Annotated in this window: 19 protein-coding genes; 12 read left to right on the top strand and 7 right to left on the bottom strand. The window is 47.0% G+C overall.

The features are described 5' to 3' along the window. Positions 1 to 56 precede the first annotated feature (56 nt). The 3 genes from FLM48_RS05245 (at position 57) to aqpZ (ending at position 4818) form a co-directional block, all read left to right on the top strand. A complete protein-coding gene (locus tag FLM48_RS05245; RefSeq protein ID WP_179023940.1) occupies positions 57 to 2486 on the top strand; it encodes a S9 family peptidase in 2430 nt (809 codons plus the stop codon). Between the two features lie 16 nt (positions 2487 to 2502). Then, entirely contained in the window at positions 2503 to 3846 is a 1344-nt protein-coding gene (locus FLM48_RS05240) for an alkaline phosphatase (protein WP_179023939.1), read from the top strand. 270 nt (positions 3847 to 4116) lie between these two features. After that, positions 4117 to 4818, top strand: a complete 702-nt coding sequence (gene aqpZ / locus FLM48_RS05235) for an aquaporin Z (protein WP_179023938.1) — start codon at positions 4117 to 4119, stop codon at positions 4816 to 4818. On the opposite strand, the gene FLM48_RS22720 is transcribed toward aqpZ, so the two are convergent. Continuing rightward, the gene (locus FLM48_RS22720; RefSeq protein WP_256871059.1) at positions 4815 to 4943 is read right to left on the bottom strand and encodes a hypothetical protein; all 129 of its coding nucleotides are present in this window, start codon (positions 4941 to 4943) and stop codon (positions 4815 to 4817) included. The two genes, aqpZ and FLM48_RS22720, sit on opposite strands and share 4 nt — an antisense overlap. A 34-nt stretch (positions 4944 to 4977) precedes the next feature. Here FLM48_RS22720 and FLM48_RS05230 point away from each other — a divergent pair, with 34 nt between their 5' ends. Together FLM48_RS05230 and FLM48_RS05225 are read left to right on the top strand one after the other, a co-directional pair. Then, positions 4978 to 5349 carry a DUF2750 domain-containing protein gene (locus FLM48_RS05230; protein WP_179023937.1) on the top strand — a complete coding sequence of 124 codons (372 nt, stop codon included), beginning with the start codon at positions 4978 to 4980 and terminating at the stop codon, positions 5347 to 5349. A gap of 17 nt (positions 5350 to 5366) precedes the next feature. Beyond that, positions 5367 to 5825 carry a hypothetical protein gene (locus FLM48_RS05225; RefSeq protein WP_372847449.1) on the top strand — a complete coding sequence of 153 codons (459 nt, stop codon included), beginning with the start codon at positions 5367 to 5369 and terminating at the stop codon, positions 5823 to 5825. A gap of 78 nt (positions 5826 to 5903) precedes the next feature. Here FLM48_RS05225 and erpA read toward each other — a convergent pair whose 3' ends face one another. Beyond that, positions 5904 to 6254 (bottom strand): iron-sulfur cluster insertion protein ErpA, encoded by a 351-nt coding sequence (gene erpA, locus FLM48_RS05220; RefSeq protein ID WP_028774044.1) that lies wholly within the window; start codon positions 6252 to 6254, stop codon positions 5904 to 5906. 126 nt (positions 6255 to 6380) lie between these two features. Then, complete coding sequence (locus tag FLM48_RS05215) at positions 6381 to 7229, bottom strand: DUF6776 family protein (protein ID WP_179023936.1); 849 nt, start codon at positions 7227 to 7229, stop codon at positions 6381 to 6383. Positions 7230 to 7302: 73 nt separating this feature from the next. Between FLM48_RS05215 and FLM48_RS05210 the strand changes: the two genes are divergently transcribed. Then, positions 7303 to 9012 carry a chloride channel protein gene (locus FLM48_RS05210; RefSeq protein ID WP_179026277.1) on the top strand — a complete coding sequence of 570 codons (1710 nt, stop codon included), beginning with the start codon at positions 7303 to 7305 and terminating at the stop codon, positions 9010 to 9012. Positions 9013 to 9043: 31 nt separating this feature from the next. Here FLM48_RS05210 and FLM48_RS05205 read toward each other — a convergent pair whose 3' ends face one another. Further along, positions 9044 to 9244 carry a hypothetical protein gene (locus tag FLM48_RS05205; RefSeq protein ID WP_179023935.1) on the bottom strand — a complete coding sequence of 67 codons (201 nt, stop codon included), beginning with the start codon at positions 9242 to 9244 and terminating at the stop codon, positions 9044 to 9046. Positions 9245 to 9635: 391 nt separating this feature from the next. Here FLM48_RS05205 and FLM48_RS05200 point away from each other — a divergent pair, with 391 nt between their 5' ends. The 6 genes from FLM48_RS05200 (at position 9636) to hemL (ending at position 14517) form a co-directional block, all read left to right on the top strand. After that, positions 9636 to 9968 (top strand): c-type cytochrome, encoded by a 333-nt coding sequence (locus FLM48_RS05200; RefSeq protein WP_179023934.1) that lies wholly within the window; start codon positions 9636 to 9638, stop codon positions 9966 to 9968. Beyond that, positions 9965 to 11185 (top strand): molybdopterin-dependent oxidoreductase, encoded by a 1221-nt coding sequence (locus FLM48_RS05195; RefSeq protein WP_179023933.1) that lies wholly within the window; start codon positions 9965 to 9967, stop codon positions 11183 to 11185. Before FLM48_RS05200 ends, FLM48_RS05195 begins: the two co-directional genes overlap by 4 nt. Then, positions 11185 to 11568: a cytochrome C gene (locus FLM48_RS05190; RefSeq protein WP_179023932.1), complete on the top strand. Its 384-nt coding sequence runs from the start codon at positions 11185 to 11187 to the stop codon at positions 11566 to 11568. The genes FLM48_RS05195 and FLM48_RS05190 overlap by 1 nt, the downstream gene beginning before the upstream one ends. After that, on the top strand, positions 11565 to 11945 hold the full coding sequence (locus tag FLM48_RS05185) for a cytochrome c (protein WP_179023931.1): 381 nt from the start codon (positions 11565 to 11567) through the stop codon (positions 11943 to 11945). Before FLM48_RS05190 ends, FLM48_RS05185 begins: the two co-directional genes overlap by 4 nt. A gap of 238 nt (positions 11946 to 12183) precedes the next feature. Then, complete coding sequence (locus FLM48_RS05180) at positions 12184 to 13203, top strand: aspartate carbamoyltransferase (RefSeq protein ID WP_028774037.1); 1020 nt, start codon at positions 12184 to 12186, stop codon at positions 13201 to 13203. Positions 13204 to 13230: 27 nt separating this feature from the next. Continuing rightward, a complete protein-coding gene (hemL, locus tag FLM48_RS05175; RefSeq protein WP_179023930.1) occupies positions 13231 to 14517 on the top strand; it encodes a glutamate-1-semialdehyde 2,1-aminomutase in 1287 nt (428 codons plus the stop codon). An 83-nt stretch (positions 14518 to 14600) separates the two neighbouring features. Here hemL and FLM48_RS05170 read toward each other — a convergent pair whose 3' ends face one another. The 3 genes from FLM48_RS05170 to FLM48_RS05160 all read right to left on the bottom strand — a co-directional run bounded on the left by FLM48_RS05170 (position 14601) and on the right by FLM48_RS05160 (position 17750). Next, positions 14601 to 14795 (bottom strand): hypothetical protein, encoded by a 195-nt coding sequence (locus FLM48_RS05170; protein WP_179023929.1) that lies wholly within the window; start codon positions 14793 to 14795, stop codon positions 14601 to 14603. 280 nt (positions 14796 to 15075) lie between these two features. After that, the gene (locus FLM48_RS05165) at positions 15076 to 16131 is read right to left on the bottom strand and encodes a general secretion pathway protein GspB (RefSeq protein ID WP_179023927.1); all 1056 of its coding nucleotides are present in this window, start codon (positions 16129 to 16131) and stop codon (positions 15076 to 15078) included. Beyond that, entirely contained in the window at positions 16131 to 17750 is a 1620-nt protein-coding gene (locus tag FLM48_RS05160; RefSeq protein WP_179026276.1) for an ExeA family protein, read from the bottom strand. Before FLM48_RS05160 ends, FLM48_RS05165 begins: the two co-directional genes overlap by 1 nt. Between the last annotated feature and the right edge of the window lie 31 nt (positions 17751 to 17781).

Genomic DNA, 17781 nt, shown 5'->3' with positions numbered 1-17781 from the left:
CGCCCATCTTGGGCGCCTCTTTTTACAGCTGTCGCACTCTCTATCAGGAGAAACCCATGCAATTTATTTTCACCTTGTTCACTGCCCTGATCTGGTTTTGCAGTGCCCAAGTCATGAGTGGCGAATATCAACACCCAAGCCCTGCCATCGAGCAGGTGCTCAATCAATCCAAATCGGTCACAACACGCTTATCTGCAGATAACCAATATATGGTGGTGCTTAAACCCATCTCTCAGGTTGATATCAAACAGCTGGCACAACCGGAATTAAAGCTAGCTGGATTAAGAATAAATCCCACATCGCTCGCCCCTTCACGCAGTAAGTATCAATACAATGCGCTGGAGATAATCAAACTGGCTGATCAATCTCGGCATATCATTAAAGCGGCACAAGGCCTAAGTTATCATGCCATCAAATTCTCGCCCGATAGCCAATATTTGAGTTATATCGTGAGCAATCAGCAAGCAGCCTATATCGAACTGTTTGATCTACAGAAAAAGACCAGTTTTCGACTGACTAATCAGCGTTTAAACGCAACACTCGGGTTTAACTATCGCTGGCAATACGATAGCCAAGCCATCATCACTAACTTAGCCATCAGCACGAAAACCCATGAAAATAGCCCTACTGTATTGAGTCCAAATATCAGTGCTACAAACGGTAAAAAAGCCCCTAGAAGAACTTATCAAGACCTGATTAAAAACCACCAAGATGAGATAACTTTTGCCAATATAACCACAGCTCAACTCAGCAAAATTGCCCTCAATGGCCAAATCACTGCCATTGGCAAACCGGGTATTAACATCAGTTATCAAGTCTCTCCTAGCAATCAATATATTTTGGTTAAGCAAATTGATAGGCCTTTTTCTCGCATTGTTAAATATCAAGATTTCGCCCAAACAGTCAGCCTGTTTGACCATTTAGGTCACCAGGTCATCGCCTTTGGCCAACTTGAAAGCGGTGAATTTAGGCCCAGTGGTAGCGACTCTGTTCGCCGAGGACCACGTCTTATCCATTGGCGCAAAGACCAGCCACACACCATCGCTTTTGTCACACCACTTGATAACGGTGATGGCAACAGTCAGCCGCAATATCGAGATGAAATAAGCACCCTCAGCGCACCTTTTACCGGTCAAGCTCAGCCTCTAGTCAAAACCCCTTGGCGGATCAGTAAGCTCGCTTGGGGCGAGGACAATACACTTTTCATTACCGAAAAAAACAGCAAGCAGAAACAGCTCAGGGTGAGTTTTTATCAAGATAATCATAGCGCCAAGCCGACTCTGTGGTACCAGAAGTCCCAGCGCGATACCTATAACGACCCAGGGAAATTGCTCTATAACAGGCAAATTGCAGCGCCATTAGTCAACATCGAGTCTGGTCATTTTGTGCATGCTGGGCTCGGCGCATCGCCACAGGGTTATCGTCCCTTTGCTAAACAAACCAATATGGCGGATTTATCCAGCAGCATCATTTGGCAAAGCCAGCCGAATAAGCTCGAAAAACTGATCCACCTTATTAGTCGCTCGCCGCTGACTATGGTCATTAGTCGCGAAGATAGTGCCACTGCCAAACAGTACTGGCTAGTTAAGGGTGAAAAGCAGACGCTGTTATACCAAACCCAAAACGCATTAAGCCAGTATGACGGGGTAAGCAGGCAACTGGTTCATTATCAGCGTCAAGATGGCACACCACTTTCGGGTATGCTTTATCTGCCTAAAGGTTATCATCCAAGTCAAGGGCGGCTACCAGTGCTGATGTGGGCTTACCCCCGTGAATACAAAGATGCCCAAGTCGCTAGTCAGGTCAATTTCTCTAAACATCAGTATCAAAAAATCAGCGCCAAAGGGCCGGTAGCAATGGTCGCTCATGGCTTTGCAGTGTTTGATAAGGTCGCAATGCCAATCATAGGCGAAGGTAAAAAACGCCCCAACGACAGCTTCAGGCAGCAGTTGGTCAGCAATGCCCAAGCCGCCATTGATGTGTTAGTAGATATGGGAGTGGCAGACCCTGAGCGTGTTGCCATTGGCGGCCACTCTTATGGCGCTTTTATGGTGGCAAACCTTTTGGCCCATTCAGATCTTTTCAGTGCTGGTATCGCCCGCAGTGGTGCCTACAACCGTTCACTTACGCCATTTGGTTTTCAGTACGAGAAACGTAACTACTGGGAAGCGCCGGACTTGTACCAACAAATGTCCCCTTTTACCCATGCCGACAAGATTGATGAACCGCTGTTATTGATCCATGGCGAAATGGACGCGAACTCCGGCACCTACCCCATGCAGTCAGAACGACTTTTCAAAGCTATACGTGGACTCGGGGGCACCGCGAGATTAGTCACCCTCCCCTATGAAAGCCATAGCTATGTTGCCCGACAATCGTTAGCCCATATGTGGTGGGAGCAAGAAAACTGGTTGCTGCGATACCTAGGCAAGGCTGACAGCCATAGCGTGCAGACATCTAGCCAATATCAATCACTAGTGCGTTGATTTAAAGGAATATGCAATGAAGTTAGCTCGAATCTCCCTCACCATGACACTAGTGCTAGGGCTTGGTACCTCACTCGGTTTAGCCCAGGCTAGCACACCGCGCAATATCATCTACCTAATAGGCGATGGCATGGGACCCGCCTATACCACAGCTTATCGATACTACCGCGATGACCCCAGTACCAAAGCGGTTGAAAACACCATTTTCGACCAGCTGTTAGTCGGGTTGTCGAGTACTTATCCCGATGACGATACCTATGTCACCGACTCTGCGGCAGCGGCCACAGCCCTGGCAACCGGCCATAAAAGTTACAATGGGGCGATAGCGGTCGATCATCAACATAGTCCACTTGTTACCATGATGGATCAAGCCAACGAAGCAGGCTATAACACCGGTGTTGTGGTCACCTCTCAAGTGAATCACGCAACACCCGCGAGCTTTTTAGCACACAACAAAAGCCGGCGAAACTACAATCAAATTGCCGATAACTATGCCGACAATTTGCTCAAGGGACTTGGTAGCGCAGATATTCTCCTCGGCGGTGGCACTGAGTATTTTCAACGCCAAGACCGCAATCTAGTCGAAGAGTTTATCAACTACGGCTATCAATACGTTGATGACTTGAATCAGTTAACGCAACTGACTGAGTTGCCCGCACTGGGCTTATTTGCCCCCTCCGGACTGCCACCAGCATTGGGCTCGACTAACCCCAAAAGGTTGCAAATGATGACCGATAAAGCCTTGAACTTACTCGACAAGCAGCCACAACCCTTTGTGTTAATGGTCGAGGCAAGTCAAATAGATTGGTGCGGACATAGCAACGATATTGCCTGTGCCATGGCCGAGATGCATGACTTTGCCCTCGCCCTTGCCAGCGCTAAAGCGTACGTTGATAAGCATCCAGATACTTTGCTGGTCGCCACCGCAGACCACTCTACCGGTGGGCTCACATTAGGGCGCAAAGGTGATTATCAATGGCGAGGTAAACAGCTACAGCAGATCAGTACTTTACCTAAAGCTTATGCCAAAATACTGTTAGAAAACCCCAATACTCTCCGCAACATAAAGCAGTTTAGCGCCAGTTGGGTTAAGCATATTAACTTGTCATTAAGCGATAACCAGCTCGCTATTTTGCAACAAACGCTACTGGATGCGAGTCAGTCTAAAACCGCAGTGAAGAAAATGGCATCGGCAATTAAACGTCGTATCGATGCGCTGAGCTACACTGGCTGGACGACCACAGGACACGATGGCATTGATGTACCAATATTGGCTTATGGTACTGGCGCTAACCAGTTTGCTGGCCACTTAGATAATACCGAAATAGCCAATAAAATTATCAACTTCATCGTCAAATAATAGCAACTACAATAAAACCGACTATGCTCAAAGCACCCACAGTTATTTCATTGCTGTGGGTGCTTATACCATAGGTTTATCTGCGCGAATAAACCTAGGCAGTGTCAGTACACCCTGAACTATCTACTGCCAAAAACACAATTAATCACTCGGTATACGGCCGGTTGTACCATATGAAAGCAACATGTTGTTTCGCTAATAGCTTGGTTTTAGTGGCATTAAAGCCTATATGGATAAGTCTGTGTGCGACCTAGCATAAGGAAAAAGACAATGAAAATGACACAAAAAATGACAGCAGAATTTCTGGGAACCCTGTGGCTCGTGCTCGGCGGCTGTGGCAGTGCGGTGTTGGCAGCAGCTTTCCCAGAAGTTGGCATTGGTTTACTCGGCGTCGCTTTGGCTTTTGGTTTAACTGTGCTGACCATGGCCTATGCCATCGGCCACATTTCAGGCTGCCACTTAAATCCGGCGGTATCAATTGGCCTATGGGCAGGGGGTCGCTTTCCGGCTAATGAGTTGCTGCCTTACATCATCGCCCAGGTCGCAGGTGGCATCACAGGTGCGGCCATTTTGTTTGTGATCGCCTCCGGTAATGCCGACTTTAGCTTAATGGATGGCTTTGCATCAAATGGATATGGACAGCACTCACCCGGCGGCTACTCGATGAGTTCAGCATTGGTTACTGAAGTCGTTATGACATTGTTCTTCTTATTGATTATTCTCGGCGCGACTGACAGCCGAGCCCCCGCAGGATTCGCCCCTATCGCTATCGGCTTTGGCTTAACCTTAATCCACCTTATCAGCATTCCTGTTACTAACACCTCAGTTAACCCAGCACGCAGTACCGGACCAGCGCTGTTTGTTGGCGATTGGGCGTTATCTCAATTGTGGCTATTTTGGGTCGCGCCTATTGCCGGAGCCATACTAGCGGGCCTTATCTATAAAACCTTTAACTCTGCTGAAAAAAGCTAATGCGCCACTAACACGGGCCAACTCAGGGCAATTGCGCTGAGTTGGCGGCTTAAGTTATCGACTTTATTGACGACAATAATCAAATGCACTTTGTCAGCCCCGACACTGATGGTATTATCTGCCACCAGTAAATCTAAGCCTATTTAATGAGTATTCGCCATGAGCACAAGCGCCAAAGATCCAAGTCAAATGACCCCAGAAGCACGTTATGACTTTTTAGTTGAACAAGCGAAATCCGAAGATGTGTTATGGACCCTTCAGGATGCTGATGGCTGCGTCATGCTAACCACCGAAGAGGAAGATTGTATTCCTATGTGGCCAACAGCTGAAAGCGCACAAGCATGGGCAATTGATGATTGGAAAGACTGCACGGTTTTGGCGATTCCTTTAGGCGAATGGTTAGAGCGTTGGGTACCAGGTATGCAAGATGATGATCTCTTCGTTGCTGTTTTCCCTGTCCATGATGACCTTGGTGTCGTGATCCCGCCTTATGAGCTTGAGCAACGCTTAGCACCAAAAAAGCGCCACTAAAGCTAAAGGGATAAACTGTGAAGCAACCAAGTTCAGCGCCACAACCTACTGTAGAGGCGGAGCCGAAACAAAACGTTAAGCAAGCCATGCCTAAACGTTTAATTGCCTTATTGTTATTCTTAGCCGTAGCTTCAATCAGTGGTTTGATTGCTAATCAAGGCGTGCTGTTTTGCGTACTGACCCTATTTATTGTGGTTGCGGTTGCCGGTAAGCAAAAAACCGGTTTACTGATGCTGCGACTGTACACCGTTTTGCAGCTCATGTTAGTCAGCATGCTACCAGTGATGTTGCATGATCCTGACAATCTGGCCAGCGGTCCATCAAGTTTCGACTTGGGTGCCTGGCAGGGTAAACTACCCGATTGGTTAGTGTTCTCAGTGCTAATCGTCATTGCAGTAGTGCAAGTATGGATTGCGTTTACGCCTAAGGTCAGTGCTTATTGCAGCACCAAAGTAAACATGAACATTATGAGCTAGCGCCAACCAAGCCAAATAACAAAAAAACCAGCATAATGCTGGTTTTTTATGGGTAACACTAAGTTTAAAACTTAAGCTTTACACTGAGAAGCTAGCACCACAACCACATGTTGTCGTGGCATTAGGGTTCTTAACAAAGAAACGCGAACCTTCAAGGCCAGAGGTGTAATCTACTTCACCGCCAACTAAGTACTGTAAGCTCATCGGATCAACCACCAGTTGCACACCTTGCTTTTCAACGGTGAAGTCACCTTCATTCACTTTCTCATCGAATGTAAAACCGTACTGAAAACCAGAGCAGCCTCCACCAGTTACATAGACTCGTAACTTAAGCGCATCATTTTGCTCTTCATCAAGCAGTGTTTTTACCTTTGAAGCAGCTTCGTCGGTAAACTTGATTGGCATTGTATCTTCAGCTTGTTCTGTCATTACTACCTCTAAACATCGGTTTGCTGAGCGGAATTATCCGATACCTGACCAATTTGTTCAAGTAATATGCGCAGCTATCGAATAATCTGTGAACTCTATGAGTATAAATGTGCCACCTGGCACGCATTACGGCTGTGGTTCTTCAGTTACCGCGCTCTCAGGATCGGCTGACTGCACAGGCACCAGCTTGCTAAGCTCATCATCTTCAGCCAACTCGCCACTACCAATATCAACATGACTGACATCAATCGATTCTAAATCAATGGGGAGAATGTCATCTCGCTCAAAAGTCTGCTCAGTTTGAGCCCGTTTAGTCCATCTCGTCGCGGGGACGGTCACATCTACCGTGACCCGGTTTAGTTCAAAGCCCGCCGGTAAAATCACCTCGGTCTCTAACACCTGAAAGTAGCGAAACTGAAAAGCAAACGATTGCTCACTGAGTTCCGTCAGCGGTATATTAACCACCTCGCCCTCTTGCAAGCCGGTAAACACCAACTTAGCCTGACCTTTCAATGACTGTTTACGTTTTTGCAGCTGAGTAAGAATAAGTTTGAGACGATATTTATTATCCAACTGACTAGGAATAAGCTCAAGCCCATGTATCGCAACGCCTTCAGCATTATTCTCTGGCGCCATGATACTGCGGTAAAATGCTAATTCACGCTCCAATTGTTGCTGCTTGTTGTGTTGTTCAGCGAACAGCTGCTGCATATTCTTATTGGCTTCTTGCTCGAGTGTTAAAGCTAGATTACGCGCCGCCAAAACTTCCGCTTGTTGCTGCAATTGCCCACGAAGTTGCACTTCGCGGCTGTCATCGACTTCAACTTGGGCTGCTTGATACTCTTGCCAAGTTTGCCATACCAAGCCCCCTAATAGGAAAGCCACCATAACCAGTAACAAAAGATAAACACTGGATGGGCGAATTTTTCGCTCATTAGCTTGCATGCGATTCGCCCAGCGATGATAATTTGGCATTAAGTTAAAGCCCCTTATACTCTTTTTAGTCCAGCATCAAAATTAACTTACATGGAATTTGTCGACAGTGACTGTGCAGCACCTTGTTAAGAAAACTTATCTACAAAGCTGTAAATATCTCCGAACAACTCTCAGAGATAAACTGTCACAGGCAAAAATCAGTGGCCAACTGTGCTTAATTGCACTGCTATTTGCCCTTGCTGCCACCAGCGTCATTCTACTATTTCGCCTATTACTGCAGTGGATGACGGCCTACACCCAAACCCAAAGTCTGAATACTACTGAGTTCATTGATGACTGGCGAGTGTTACTACCACTATTTGGTGCAATTTTAATCTGGCTCGTGGCACAAATGGGATCTTCACGCTATAAACGGATGGGAATTGCCTACGTAATGCACCGCATCAAGATGCATTATGGAAAAATTCCGCTCCCTTCAGCACCGGCGCAATTTTTTCAGGCACTGTTTGCCTTAGCAAGTAATTTTTCGGTGGGTAAGGAAGGCCCTGCCATTCATTTAGGCGCAGTCAGTGCTAGTTATTTGGCCGAAAAATTTAATCTTCCCGACAACAGTGTCCGCATCATGTGTGCCAGCGGTATCGCTGCGGGTATTGCTGCAATTTTTAATTCGCCATTGGCTGCGGTGATATTTGTGTTTGAAGTGTTCCTTAGGGAATATAAGGTGCACTACTTCTTCCCAATAATGATTTCTGCTATTTGTGGCGCGCTCTCTAGCCAACTGGTATTTGGCAACATTCATGAATATGAGCATATTGGTGTTTTGCATATTCCACTGTCGCAATACCCTATTTTAGCGGTATGTGGTATCGCCATTGGCTTTGTTGCTGCCATTTTTAATCGCACCTTACTCGCAGTTACCGATACAGGCCAGCGGTGGCCACTGATATACCGACTCGGCCTAGCCGGCATCGTCACTTGCATTATAGGTATGCTATTGCCACAAGCATTAGGCAGTGGCGAACTGGCCATTGCCGCCAGTATTACTGAGCATCCATCAATGCTATTACTGTTTGGCCTGCTAGTGGGTAAAATCATTGCCACTGTAGCAGCGCTCGGACTGGGTATTCCAGGAGGGATAATTGGGCCACTGTATGGTATTGGCGCGGTATTAGGCACATTACTGGCCATGCTCGCAACTAGCCTATTTCCAGATGTGGCACCTTATATCGGTTTGTACACCATTATCGGCATGAGTGCGATGATGGGGGTTTGCCTTAATGCACCGCTAGCCGCTTTGGTGGGGATGCTAGAGCTGACTAACAATGCGTCGATTATTTTGCCTTCAATGGTCGTGGTCATTCCCGCTTTTCTGATTAGCCACCAAGTGCTGCGAACCAAGTCTATCTTTTACCGGCAGATGGAAATCATGGGACTCGACTACAAAGTCTCCCCCATAAAGCTCGGCTTACAAAAGCTTGGTGTTAGAGCGATTATGGATCGGCGTTTTGTCATTGTCGGTCACAATGATGAATTACTACTCGAAGTACTAAAACGTGCTGAAGGGCGTTCGGTGCTGAGCCGCGACCACCAGGGCAATATGCAGATGTTGCAACTTGAATTGCAAGTTAGCAACGAAGTGAGCACCTTAACCCGCCACCCTATTCAAGGGGTCGCAGATACTGCCACATTAAAGGAAGTCTACGATATTCTCTCAAGAGAGCGGCGTGGGGAAGTCTTTATCTATCAAAATAACATCAGCGAAATTGTCGGCGTGATCAGCTGGGCAAGCTTACAAAAACAGATCCGCTCTGGTCAGGTATAGGCAAGCCAACTGATATTCGCAACGTTGTAGATTAGTTAAGCTTCTCTTGGCGTGCTCGTTCAGCCTCTTCAGCTTCACGTATTTTTTGGTCAATTTGTTGCGACTGACCACCATTAGCATTAGCCATGACATCTTCATCTGAACTGGCGCTCACATGATAGCTGGCACCCGACCCACATCCTACCGCACCCCAAACGAATAATATCATCGCCGATAACTTGATTAACTTCATCACAAAAGTCCCTGTTGTTAATATTATTGTGCCAATCATTGGCCATGAAAACAGCCACCAAGATGCCTAAATCTAAATCAAAACTCAAATCAAATGGCATCTTTATCAAAGCTATCATTTGACAAACTGTACACTTCTCCAACTCAAGCACCCACAAACCTTAGCATCCACAAATATTAATAAACGATTAATTTAAAAAGAAATAATCTGAGTTTTTATATCTTTTCACAACTTTTTACATGTCTTTGGTCACAGTTATCCGTAAATTGCCACCTACAGCAAGGTTAGCCACAAAACCTTGACCTGAATCAACAACAATAAGATTGACACAATCTGTCGCTATTCAATACCCAGTGAATTTTCTGACTGGGTTGTAACGAAGGAAATCGCTATGTCCGCTTGGAACGCCAGCGCCATACCACCAAGGAAATCTTGGCTGCTTTTATTGCTATTACCCTTAGGTATTGGCCATGCCAATGACCAGCCCGAACCTCAGCTGCTTAACATGTGCAAAGCCTGCCACGGTGAGCAAGGTCTAAGCCAATTTGCCACAATCCCCAACCTACAAGGCCAAAGTGCGCAGTATTTAATTGAGCAACTCAAGCAGTTTAAGAGTGCGCAGCGACAAGACCCCACCATGACCAAAGTAGCCAAGCTACTCAATGAGCAACAAATTAATGCGATTGCTCACTATTTTGCCAATACAGAGGATGAATCCAAATGAGCCTAGACAGACGTAGTTTTCTTAAAGGTGCTGCCGCCACTTCAGTTGCTGCCATGCTGCCAGTCAATTGGGTATTTGCCCGTCCTACAAGTGTAGAACCATTAGATCTCAGCGCAGTAAAATGGTCAAAAGTAGAACACTTACCAGCGCATTTCAAAGTGCTTAACAGCAGCCCATTGAATGCTTTCCCGCCAGAGCATCTGCTCGACCCTGCCACTACGCCATCGGATATCGCCTTTATTCGCTGGAATGGTCAAATGCCAGACTTTGACAACATTGATGCAGATACTTGGGAGTTTACCGTAGACGGAGAATCAATCGAGACCCCAAAGACCTATACCATTGCCGAGCTAAAAAACAAATTCAAAACCCACACACAACAGCTGGTACTAGAGTGTGGTGGTAATAGCCGCGAGAACTTTTACCCCAATGCCAAAGGGAATCAGTGGAGTAATTCCGCAGTATTTTGCGCAGAATGGACCGGCGTGTTAGTGAAAGATGTATTGGCTGACTGTGGCGTTAAATCTGATGCGGTATATACCGCACATTATGGGGCTGATAAGCATATTAGCGGCAAAGGCGCGGCCATTTCTCGCGGCGTACCCATTGCCGCTGCTATGAACGAAAACGCAATGATTGCATGGGCAATGAACGGCGAAGATATTCCTTATATGCATGGCTACCCGCTACGCATTGTCTTTGGAGGTCGTCCGGGTTCAGTCTCGCAAAAATGCGCAACCGGTATCGGTGTCAGGGATCGCGTTCACGACGGTAAGAAAATGGCTGCCCCCGCATACCAAGTGCCAAAGAATCCAGTTGCACCGGGTGAAAAGGTAGCCAACAAAGACTTTAAGATCATTGAAGAGATGATCGTCAAATCACTGATCACCGCCCCTGCCACTGGCGGTGAAATTAGCCTAGGTGAAGAGATTGAAGTGCGCGGTCATGCTTGGGCAGGAACCCGCGATGTGGCAAAAGTAGAAGTCAGTTATGACTACGGCACCACCTGGCAAACAGCATCGCTAAGCAAACCTGTAAATCCAATGGCATGGCAACAATGGCAGCTTAAAGTGAAACTGCCACAGGTGGGTTACTATGAGATTTGGGCGCGCGCAACGGATAGCAAGGGCGATAGCCAGCCCATGGTACAACCGCAATGGAACCCTAAAGGTTACCTATTTAACGGCTGTCATCGCATTGCGGTTAGGGTGGCTTAATGAGCATACGCAATCTCGTTATCGCCCTCGGTTTTAGCACCGCTGTTAGCGTGAGTGCTGCCGAGCCGCAATATCCAATCGATCCTGTATCAGGGCTTATTATGGCACCGGGCTGGCAAGTGGTTAACCAGCAATGTAATGCCTGCCATACCAGCCATATTATTCCGCAAAATCCGGGCAGCAGAGCCGTTTGGAAAGACACTATCGACTGGATGATTGACACCCAAGGCTTATGGGACCTCTCAGAAACTTGGGATCCGGTATTGGATTATCTATCGACATACTACAACGAATCAGGCATCGATATGCGCATCTTCCGTCGTAAACCCTTGTCAGAATCGCAAATGCCACCGATGCCAAGTACCAATAAGGAGCCACTATGATCCGAGCAAGCATGTTGATCCTCATCGGTTGGGGCTTACTCAGCGGACAAGTCGCCGCCACGCCAGCCCAGTTTAATCAAGACCTAGGTAAACTAGCGATATCAATCACTGATGAAGCGACCGGTGATCAAGCCGATATCGCCAAAGGTGAACAACTGGCGAACACGCGCTGCGTTGCCTGCCACGGTGAAGCGATGCTAAAAATGATGCCAGCCTATCCAAATCTGCAGGGACAAAAAGCGGCCTATTTGTTTAAGCAATTGTTGGACTTCAAACAGGGCCGGCGACAAAACCCCTTGATGCAAGGGCAAGCTGCCATGCTGAGCGAGCTTGAGATGAAAGATGTGGCCTATTACTACTCAACACTCACCCCTTAATCATCCATTTTTGCTGTTTTTACTAGGCTAAAAGCTAGGCTTTTAGCCTAGCTTTTCCTATCTCTCCAAGTTGCTAACACGAGAATGCTAACTGTGTCGCTATTTCTCTATACTAGGATTTCCCTAATATAGTGTTTCGGGTATAATGCCGCCTCAGCCACCCTACATAATATCTGGGCCTGTATAACACCTAAAACGGTTGTGCAGTTTGCCCCATAGCAATTGGAAATAAAGGCTGATGACTCAGTTTCAAGGTTCTCACATCCTGTCAGTAAACCAGCTCAACTTAGATGCTGTTCAACAAATCTTTAGTGTTGCCACTCGTATGACGCCCTATGCCCTGCGTCAGAAGCGCACCACTGTGCTTGATGGCGCCATTTTAGGTAGCTTATTCTTTGAGCCAAGTACCCGCACACGCATCAGTTTTGGCTGTGCCTTCAACTTGCTTGGCGGTAAAGTAAATGAAACCGTAGGTATGGGATCATCTTCACTATCAAAAGGTGAATCGCTTTACGATACTGCGCGCGTGCTCTCAAGCTATTCCGATGTGATTGCCATGAGACACCCTGATGCCTTTTCGGTAAAAGAGTTTGCCGAAGGCAGCCGAGTGCCAGTGATTAATGGTGGCGATGGCTCCAACGAGCACCCAACCCAAGCACTACTAGATCTATTTACCATTCAAAAAGAGTTGGCAGCAGGCGGTCGAGATATTAGTGGTATGCACATTGCCATGGTGGGTGATTTGAAGTTTGGACGTACCGTACATTCTTTATCACGTCTATTATGCATGTACCAAAATGTCAGTTTCACTTTAGTCTCACCAAAAGAGCTAGCAATGCCTGACTATGTGATCAGCGACATTGAAAATGCTGGGCATAAGATCACAATAACAGACCAACTTGAAGGAAATTTAGATCAGGCTGATATACTCTATCTAACTCGAATTCAAGAAGAACGCTTCCCATCACAAGACGAAGCGAATAAGTATCGTGGCAAATTTAGATTGAACCACAATATTTATACACAACATTGTAAATCGAACACAGTGATCATGCACCCACTGCCACGCGACTCACGCGAGCAAGCGAACGAGTTAGACAATGACCTAAATAGTCATCCTAACTTAGCCATTTTTAGGCAAGCAGATAATGGGTTATTGATCCGTATGGCACTATTTGCACTGACATTAGGTGTTGACTCACAACTTGAGCAATACGAATGCCCAGTGAACTGGTATTCACGCAAAGCCGATTTTTAATTTGGCGACTGACTTAAAGGATTTAGCATGACCCGTTCTGAAACGCTATTTGAACAGGCGAAAAAAACCATTCCTGGCGGCGTTAACTCGCCAGTACGTGCATTTAACGGTGTAGGTGGCTCGCCACGCTTTATCGAAAAAGCAGATGGTGCCTATATCTATGATGCAGATGGTAAAGCTTACATTGATTATGTAGGTTCGTGGGGCCCAATGATTTTAGGCCACAACCATCCAAAAATTCGTGAAGCGGTATTAGCTGCAGTAGAAAACGGCCTGTCTTTTGGCGCCCCAACTGAACTAGAAGTGACCATGGCTGAAAAAGTCATTGAAATGGTGCCTTCAATGGAACAAGTTCGTATGGTGAGCTCAGGCACAGAAGCCACTATGAGTGCCATTCGCCTAGCACGCGGTTTCACTAACCGTGACAAAATCTTGAAGTTTGAAGGTTGCTACCATGGCCATGCTGACTGCCTACTCGTTAAAGCGGGTTCTGGCGCACTGACCTTAGGTCAACCAAGCTCTCCGGGTATTCCTGAAGACTTTGCTAAGCACACATTAACCGCCGTTTATAACGAGCTTGAATCGGTTAAAGCCCTGTTTGAACAGTACCCAGAAGATATTTCTTGTATCATTCTTGAGCCTGTTGCTGGCAACATGAACTGTATCCCACCAATCCCAGGTTTCTTAGAAGGTCTACGTGCATTGTGTGATGAATACGGTGCGCTACTGATCATTGATGAAGTCATGACCGGTTTCCGCGTTTCGAAAAGCGGTGCTCAAGGTCACTACGGCATCAAGCCAGACCTAACCACACTAGGTAAAGTTATTGGTGGCGGCATGCCAGTTGGTGCTTTTGGTGGCCGTAAAGATGTCATGCAGTTTATCGCACCTACTGGTCCGGTTTACCAAGCAGGTACACTTTCAGGTAACCCTATTGCCATGACTGCAGGTTTGGCACAAATGGAAGCCCTATCAGCACCAGGTCTATATGAAGAGTTGGCAGCAAAAACTAAACTTATCGCCGAAGGCTTTAAAGCTGCAGCCGATAAGCATGGTGTGCCAATGTCTATCAACTATGTTGGCGGCATGTTTGGTTTCTTCTTCACTGACGAAGCGCAAATCACGCGTTTTGACCAAGTGACTCAGTGTAATGAAGAGCAGTTCCGTGTCTTCTACCACGGCATGTTGGACGAAGGCATCTACCTAGCACCAAGTGCTTATGAAGCCGGATTCTTATCTATGGCTCACGGTGAAAAAGAGCTAGAAGCAACCTTAGCTGCCGCTGATCGCGTATTAGCCAGCATGGCAAAATAATATTGCTTTATTAGCCCAAACAAAAAAGGACGCCAAGGCGTCCTTTTTTAATGTCACGATAAAAGCATTCACACTACCAAATACTAGTATGGGTCGCGTTTACCGCCCATATTCATCCGTAAAATAATCAAAGCCACTACCACCTGCATAAGCAATGAAGTGTGTTCGAATATGACACTAGGGTTATCCATTACGCCCATGCTCAGCAAGCTTTTAGCGCTGATAATTAACCAGATTAATGCGCCCATTAACAGGCCACTTCTGAAGATAAAACTCATAGCGATTCCCAAAACCGAGCGGCAAAAGTGTGCAGCTCAAAACAATATCAGCCGCAGATTACTGTTTATTTATTGCCCGGTCAATATTTTGACTTCGTCAAAATATTGTTTGCTGCAAGCGTTTTAATACTTAGGAAAAAGTTATACAAAATCCAGCAGATTAAGTGACTATTTTTTCGGATATTTATCCCCGTTAAACAATCCAGTTCAGTAGAAAAAATAATCCATAAAAAAACGGATACCTAGGCATCCGTTTCATCATAAAAGCGGCAAAGCTTAACTATATTGCCGGTACTTTAAACTCTGTGCCTGCCACCTCTAACACCACGTCGCGCGGACGGATCTCTACAATGGTCATCTTGCCACCAATAAGATCGCCTTGTTGCAGCTCTGCCCCATCAACATTAAGCCAGCGATTATTAGGATCGCTAGCATAAACATGGGCCAAGATAGTAAATTCAGGCACCTGTAACTGCACCCCGGCCGGCAACTCTCCATAACGCGGCAGTTCATCACTTGGGGTTGCAGGGATTGGGTCAAGCTTGGGCTCAGTGACCGGCGTCGCCACAGAGTTTTCCCGCTCCAGCTCTAGCAGCGCGGCTTCAAAAGCGGCCACTAAATTATTGTCAGGCTGCGCTGTTTGACTGTCGCTACTGACCGTCTGTTGCGCGTTATCTTGGCGACGGGCACTATTGACCGTTTCGTCAAACCCCACATCATTGGCAGCGGCTTCCACCTGATACTTCAACGAATCGAGGAGTTGCTGACCACGTTGGTTGCTATTAGCACCTAATATGATGGGCTCTTCGGCAGTGACTGTTTGATCACTCGCAGATGGGGTATTGCGGCTTGAATTCGACACGTTTAACTGACTGGACATTGACTCACCACCGACTCGCAAGGGTTCATCAACAGCATTAGCCGCGCTAGCTGACTGAGGCACATAAGCCTGGTTAGCTGGCGTGTTAGCCACATAGGCCTGCGCAACTGGCAGTGCAACTTTACCGGCTAAACGCACTGATTGCTGCGGAGTTGGCAAAGCAGGTTCAGCAGCTAAACTATCAGGCTTTGGCGCGGTTAGCGGTGTCTTTTCACTCTCAACTTGCACTTGATGCTTGCTACTCTGCGCTGCGTTGCCTTTAAGTTCAAAAAACTGGCTAAACAACCACGCGCCACCAATACTCAGTGCTATCGCACCAGTAAGTAATGCCACTTTACCCCAAGGTAAGGTTCGCTCATTCGCCAGTGTCGATTGCGCACGCGGCGCCATTACCGGATCAATTTGACCATCTTGTTGCTGCTTAGAACGTGTCACCGCATCGAGTAAAATCGACATTAGTAACGTCCTCGATTTTCAACCAACCTAGGGCCTTGATCACTCAAATATAAATTAAGCTGCACTAAGGTTTGGCTACCTGCAATCGCATCGGCACGCAGTCCATGGGTTCGCTGGAACTCACGCAGTGATTGTTCAAGTTGCTGATCGAAATAACTCACTAATCGAGGCGGCTTGCTGGCAATGGTGGCTAAACTATTTTCAAGCCATTGCAACTGTGCTTGACTGGCATTGCGGCCGATTTCAGTGACATTAGAATTGGGCGACTGCCAGAGTAGTTCAAAGGTGCCGCTAAAGTGACGATTAAACCAATCGCGATCAACCCATAGCTGCTGCTCATTGAGTTGAATTAACATCTGCTCACCTTGACGAGAGACCAGCGTGCCGTAAAAAGGCTCACCACTGTCATCTTGCAGGTAAACCACCGCAGGAAAGTTTAGCTTCACAATCGTATGCCAATTGCCCTGCTGCTGAAAACAGTCAAGACCTTGTTGCTGCGCCGATTGGCACGCCGTTAATCCAACATAAGGCGCTTTGCCCCATAGACCAAGAATGCTGGCATAAGCACTGTCGATATCACGACTGGCATTGATGGCGTTTTGCAGCACACGCTGACTTGCAGAAAGCTGCTGGTTACTGGCAGATTTAGTCACTTGCTGCGTTATAGGCTGTGTTGTAGGCTCGCTCGCTGCTGTTGACGTTTGCTTTACTGGGCCGTCGCCGCCTTGGCTGAACCAGTAAAGCGCACCACTAAAGGTAGTCACCACAGCTAGCCCTGCCACCGCAGGCCACAGGTAGTTAGTTTGCTTAATCTCTTCACCTAACACTTCACCAGAGGCGGTGCGCACCATCTTGGCATCAATCGGCACTTTTGATTGAGCATAACCCGCCATCAAGGCGCGTTCACATAACAAATTGATTAGCCGTGGGATCCCGCCACTGTGCTTATGCAGGGCTTTTATTGCGCCGCGATTAAATAGCGGCTCATGTCGACCCGCAACTTGCAACCGGTGTTGCACATATAACGCGATTTCCTGCTCAGTCAAAGGCAATAAATGGTAACGAGCTGTAATACGTTGGGCAAGCTGACGCAGCTCTTGGCGTTTAAGCAGCTGCTGTAACTCTGGCTGACCGATTAAGATCACCTGTAATAGCTTTTTTGTGTCGGTTTCTAAATTGGTTAATAGCCTTAACTGCTCTAACACTTCCGCACGTAGATGTTGCGCTTCATCAATGATCAGTACCGTATTACGGCCTTTCTCATGATTAGCCAATAAGAACGAGCTAAGTAGATCGGTAAGCTGCTTGAGAGTGGGTGAGTCACCAGATTCAATGCCTAGCTCATCACACAAGGTGGCGAGCAACTCAAGTTCTGTCAGCGATGGGTTAAGAATGAATGCGGTATCGGTATTGTCAGGCAGCTGGTTCAACAAGGTTCTCGATACCGTGGTTTTACCGGTCCCCACCTCGCCCGTTAGCAACACAAAGCCACCGGTTTCACCCAGCCCGTATGTCAGGTGTGCTAGCGCTTCACGGTGACGATCACTGAGAAAAAGATAATGCGGGTTGGGTGCGATAGAAAACGGGTTATCGCTTAGTCCATAAAACGCCTTGTACATGCAGCCTAGAGTCCAATTCAATAAATGAGGC

Source organism: Shewanella sp. Scap07 (assembly GCF_013394145.1).
In the GTDB taxonomy this organism is placed as follows: Bacteria; Pseudomonadota; Gammaproteobacteria; order Enterobacterales; family Shewanellaceae; genus Shewanella; species Shewanella waksmanii.
Note: the sequence above shows the minus strand (reverse complement) of the source record. Positions and strands in the feature narration are given on the sequence as shown.

Bases quoted from the DNA above. Each gene is read 5' to 3' on its own strand.
- FLM48_RS05245 (WP_179023940.1), top strand. From the start codon at position 57: ATGCAATTTATTTTCACCTTGTTCACTGCCCTGATCTGGTTTTGCAGT.
- FLM48_RS05240 (WP_179023939.1), top strand. From the start codon at position 2,503: ATGAAGTTAGCTCGAATCTCCCTCACCATGACACTAGTGCTAGGGCTT.
- aqpZ (WP_179023938.1), top strand. From the start codon at position 4,117: ATGAAAATGACACAAAAAATGACAGCAGAATTTCTGGGAACCCTGTGG.
- FLM48_RS05230 (WP_179023937.1), top strand. From the start codon at position 4,978: ATGAGCACAAGCGCCAAAGATCCAAGTCAAATGACCCCAGAAGCACGT.
- erpA (WP_028774044.1), bottom strand. From the start codon at position 6,254: ATGACAGAACAAGCTGAAGATACAATGCCAATCAAGTTTACCGACGAA.
- FLM48_RS05215 (WP_179023936.1), bottom strand. From the start codon at position 7,229: ATGCCAAATTATCATCGCTGGGCGAATCGCATGCAAGCTAATGAGCGA.
- FLM48_RS05205 (WP_179023935.1), bottom strand. From the start codon at position 9,244: ATGAAGTTAATCAAGTTATCGGCGATGATATTATTCGTTTGGGGTGCG.
- FLM48_RS05200 (WP_179023934.1), top strand. From the start codon at position 9,636: ATGTCCGCTTGGAACGCCAGCGCCATACCACCAAGGAAATCTTGGCTG.
- FLM48_RS05195 (WP_179023933.1), top strand. From the start codon at position 9,965: ATGAGCCTAGACAGACGTAGTTTTCTTAAAGGTGCTGCCGCCACTTCA.
- FLM48_RS05190 (WP_179023932.1), top strand. From the start codon at position 11,185: ATGAGCATACGCAATCTCGTTATCGCCCTCGGTTTTAGCACCGCTGTT.
- FLM48_RS05185 (WP_179023931.1), top strand. From the start codon at position 11,565: ATGATCCGAGCAAGCATGTTGATCCTCATCGGTTGGGGCTTACTCAGC.
- FLM48_RS05180 (WP_028774037.1), top strand. From the start codon at position 12,184: ATGACTCAGTTTCAAGGTTCTCACATCCTGTCAGTAAACCAGCTCAAC.
- hemL (WP_179023930.1), top strand. From the start codon at position 13,231: ATGACCCGTTCTGAAACGCTATTTGAACAGGCGAAAAAAACCATTCCT.
- FLM48_RS05170 (WP_179023929.1), bottom strand. From the start codon at position 14,795: ATGAGTTTTATCTTCAGAAGTGGCCTGTTAATGGGCGCATTAATCTGG.
- FLM48_RS05165 (WP_179023927.1), bottom strand. From the start codon at position 16,131: ATGTCGATTTTACTCGATGCGGTGACACGTTCTAAGCAGCAACAAGAT.
- FLM48_RS05160 (WP_179026276.1), bottom strand. From the start codon at position 17,750: ATGTACAAGGCGTTTTATGGACTAAGCGATAACCCGTTTTCTATCGCA.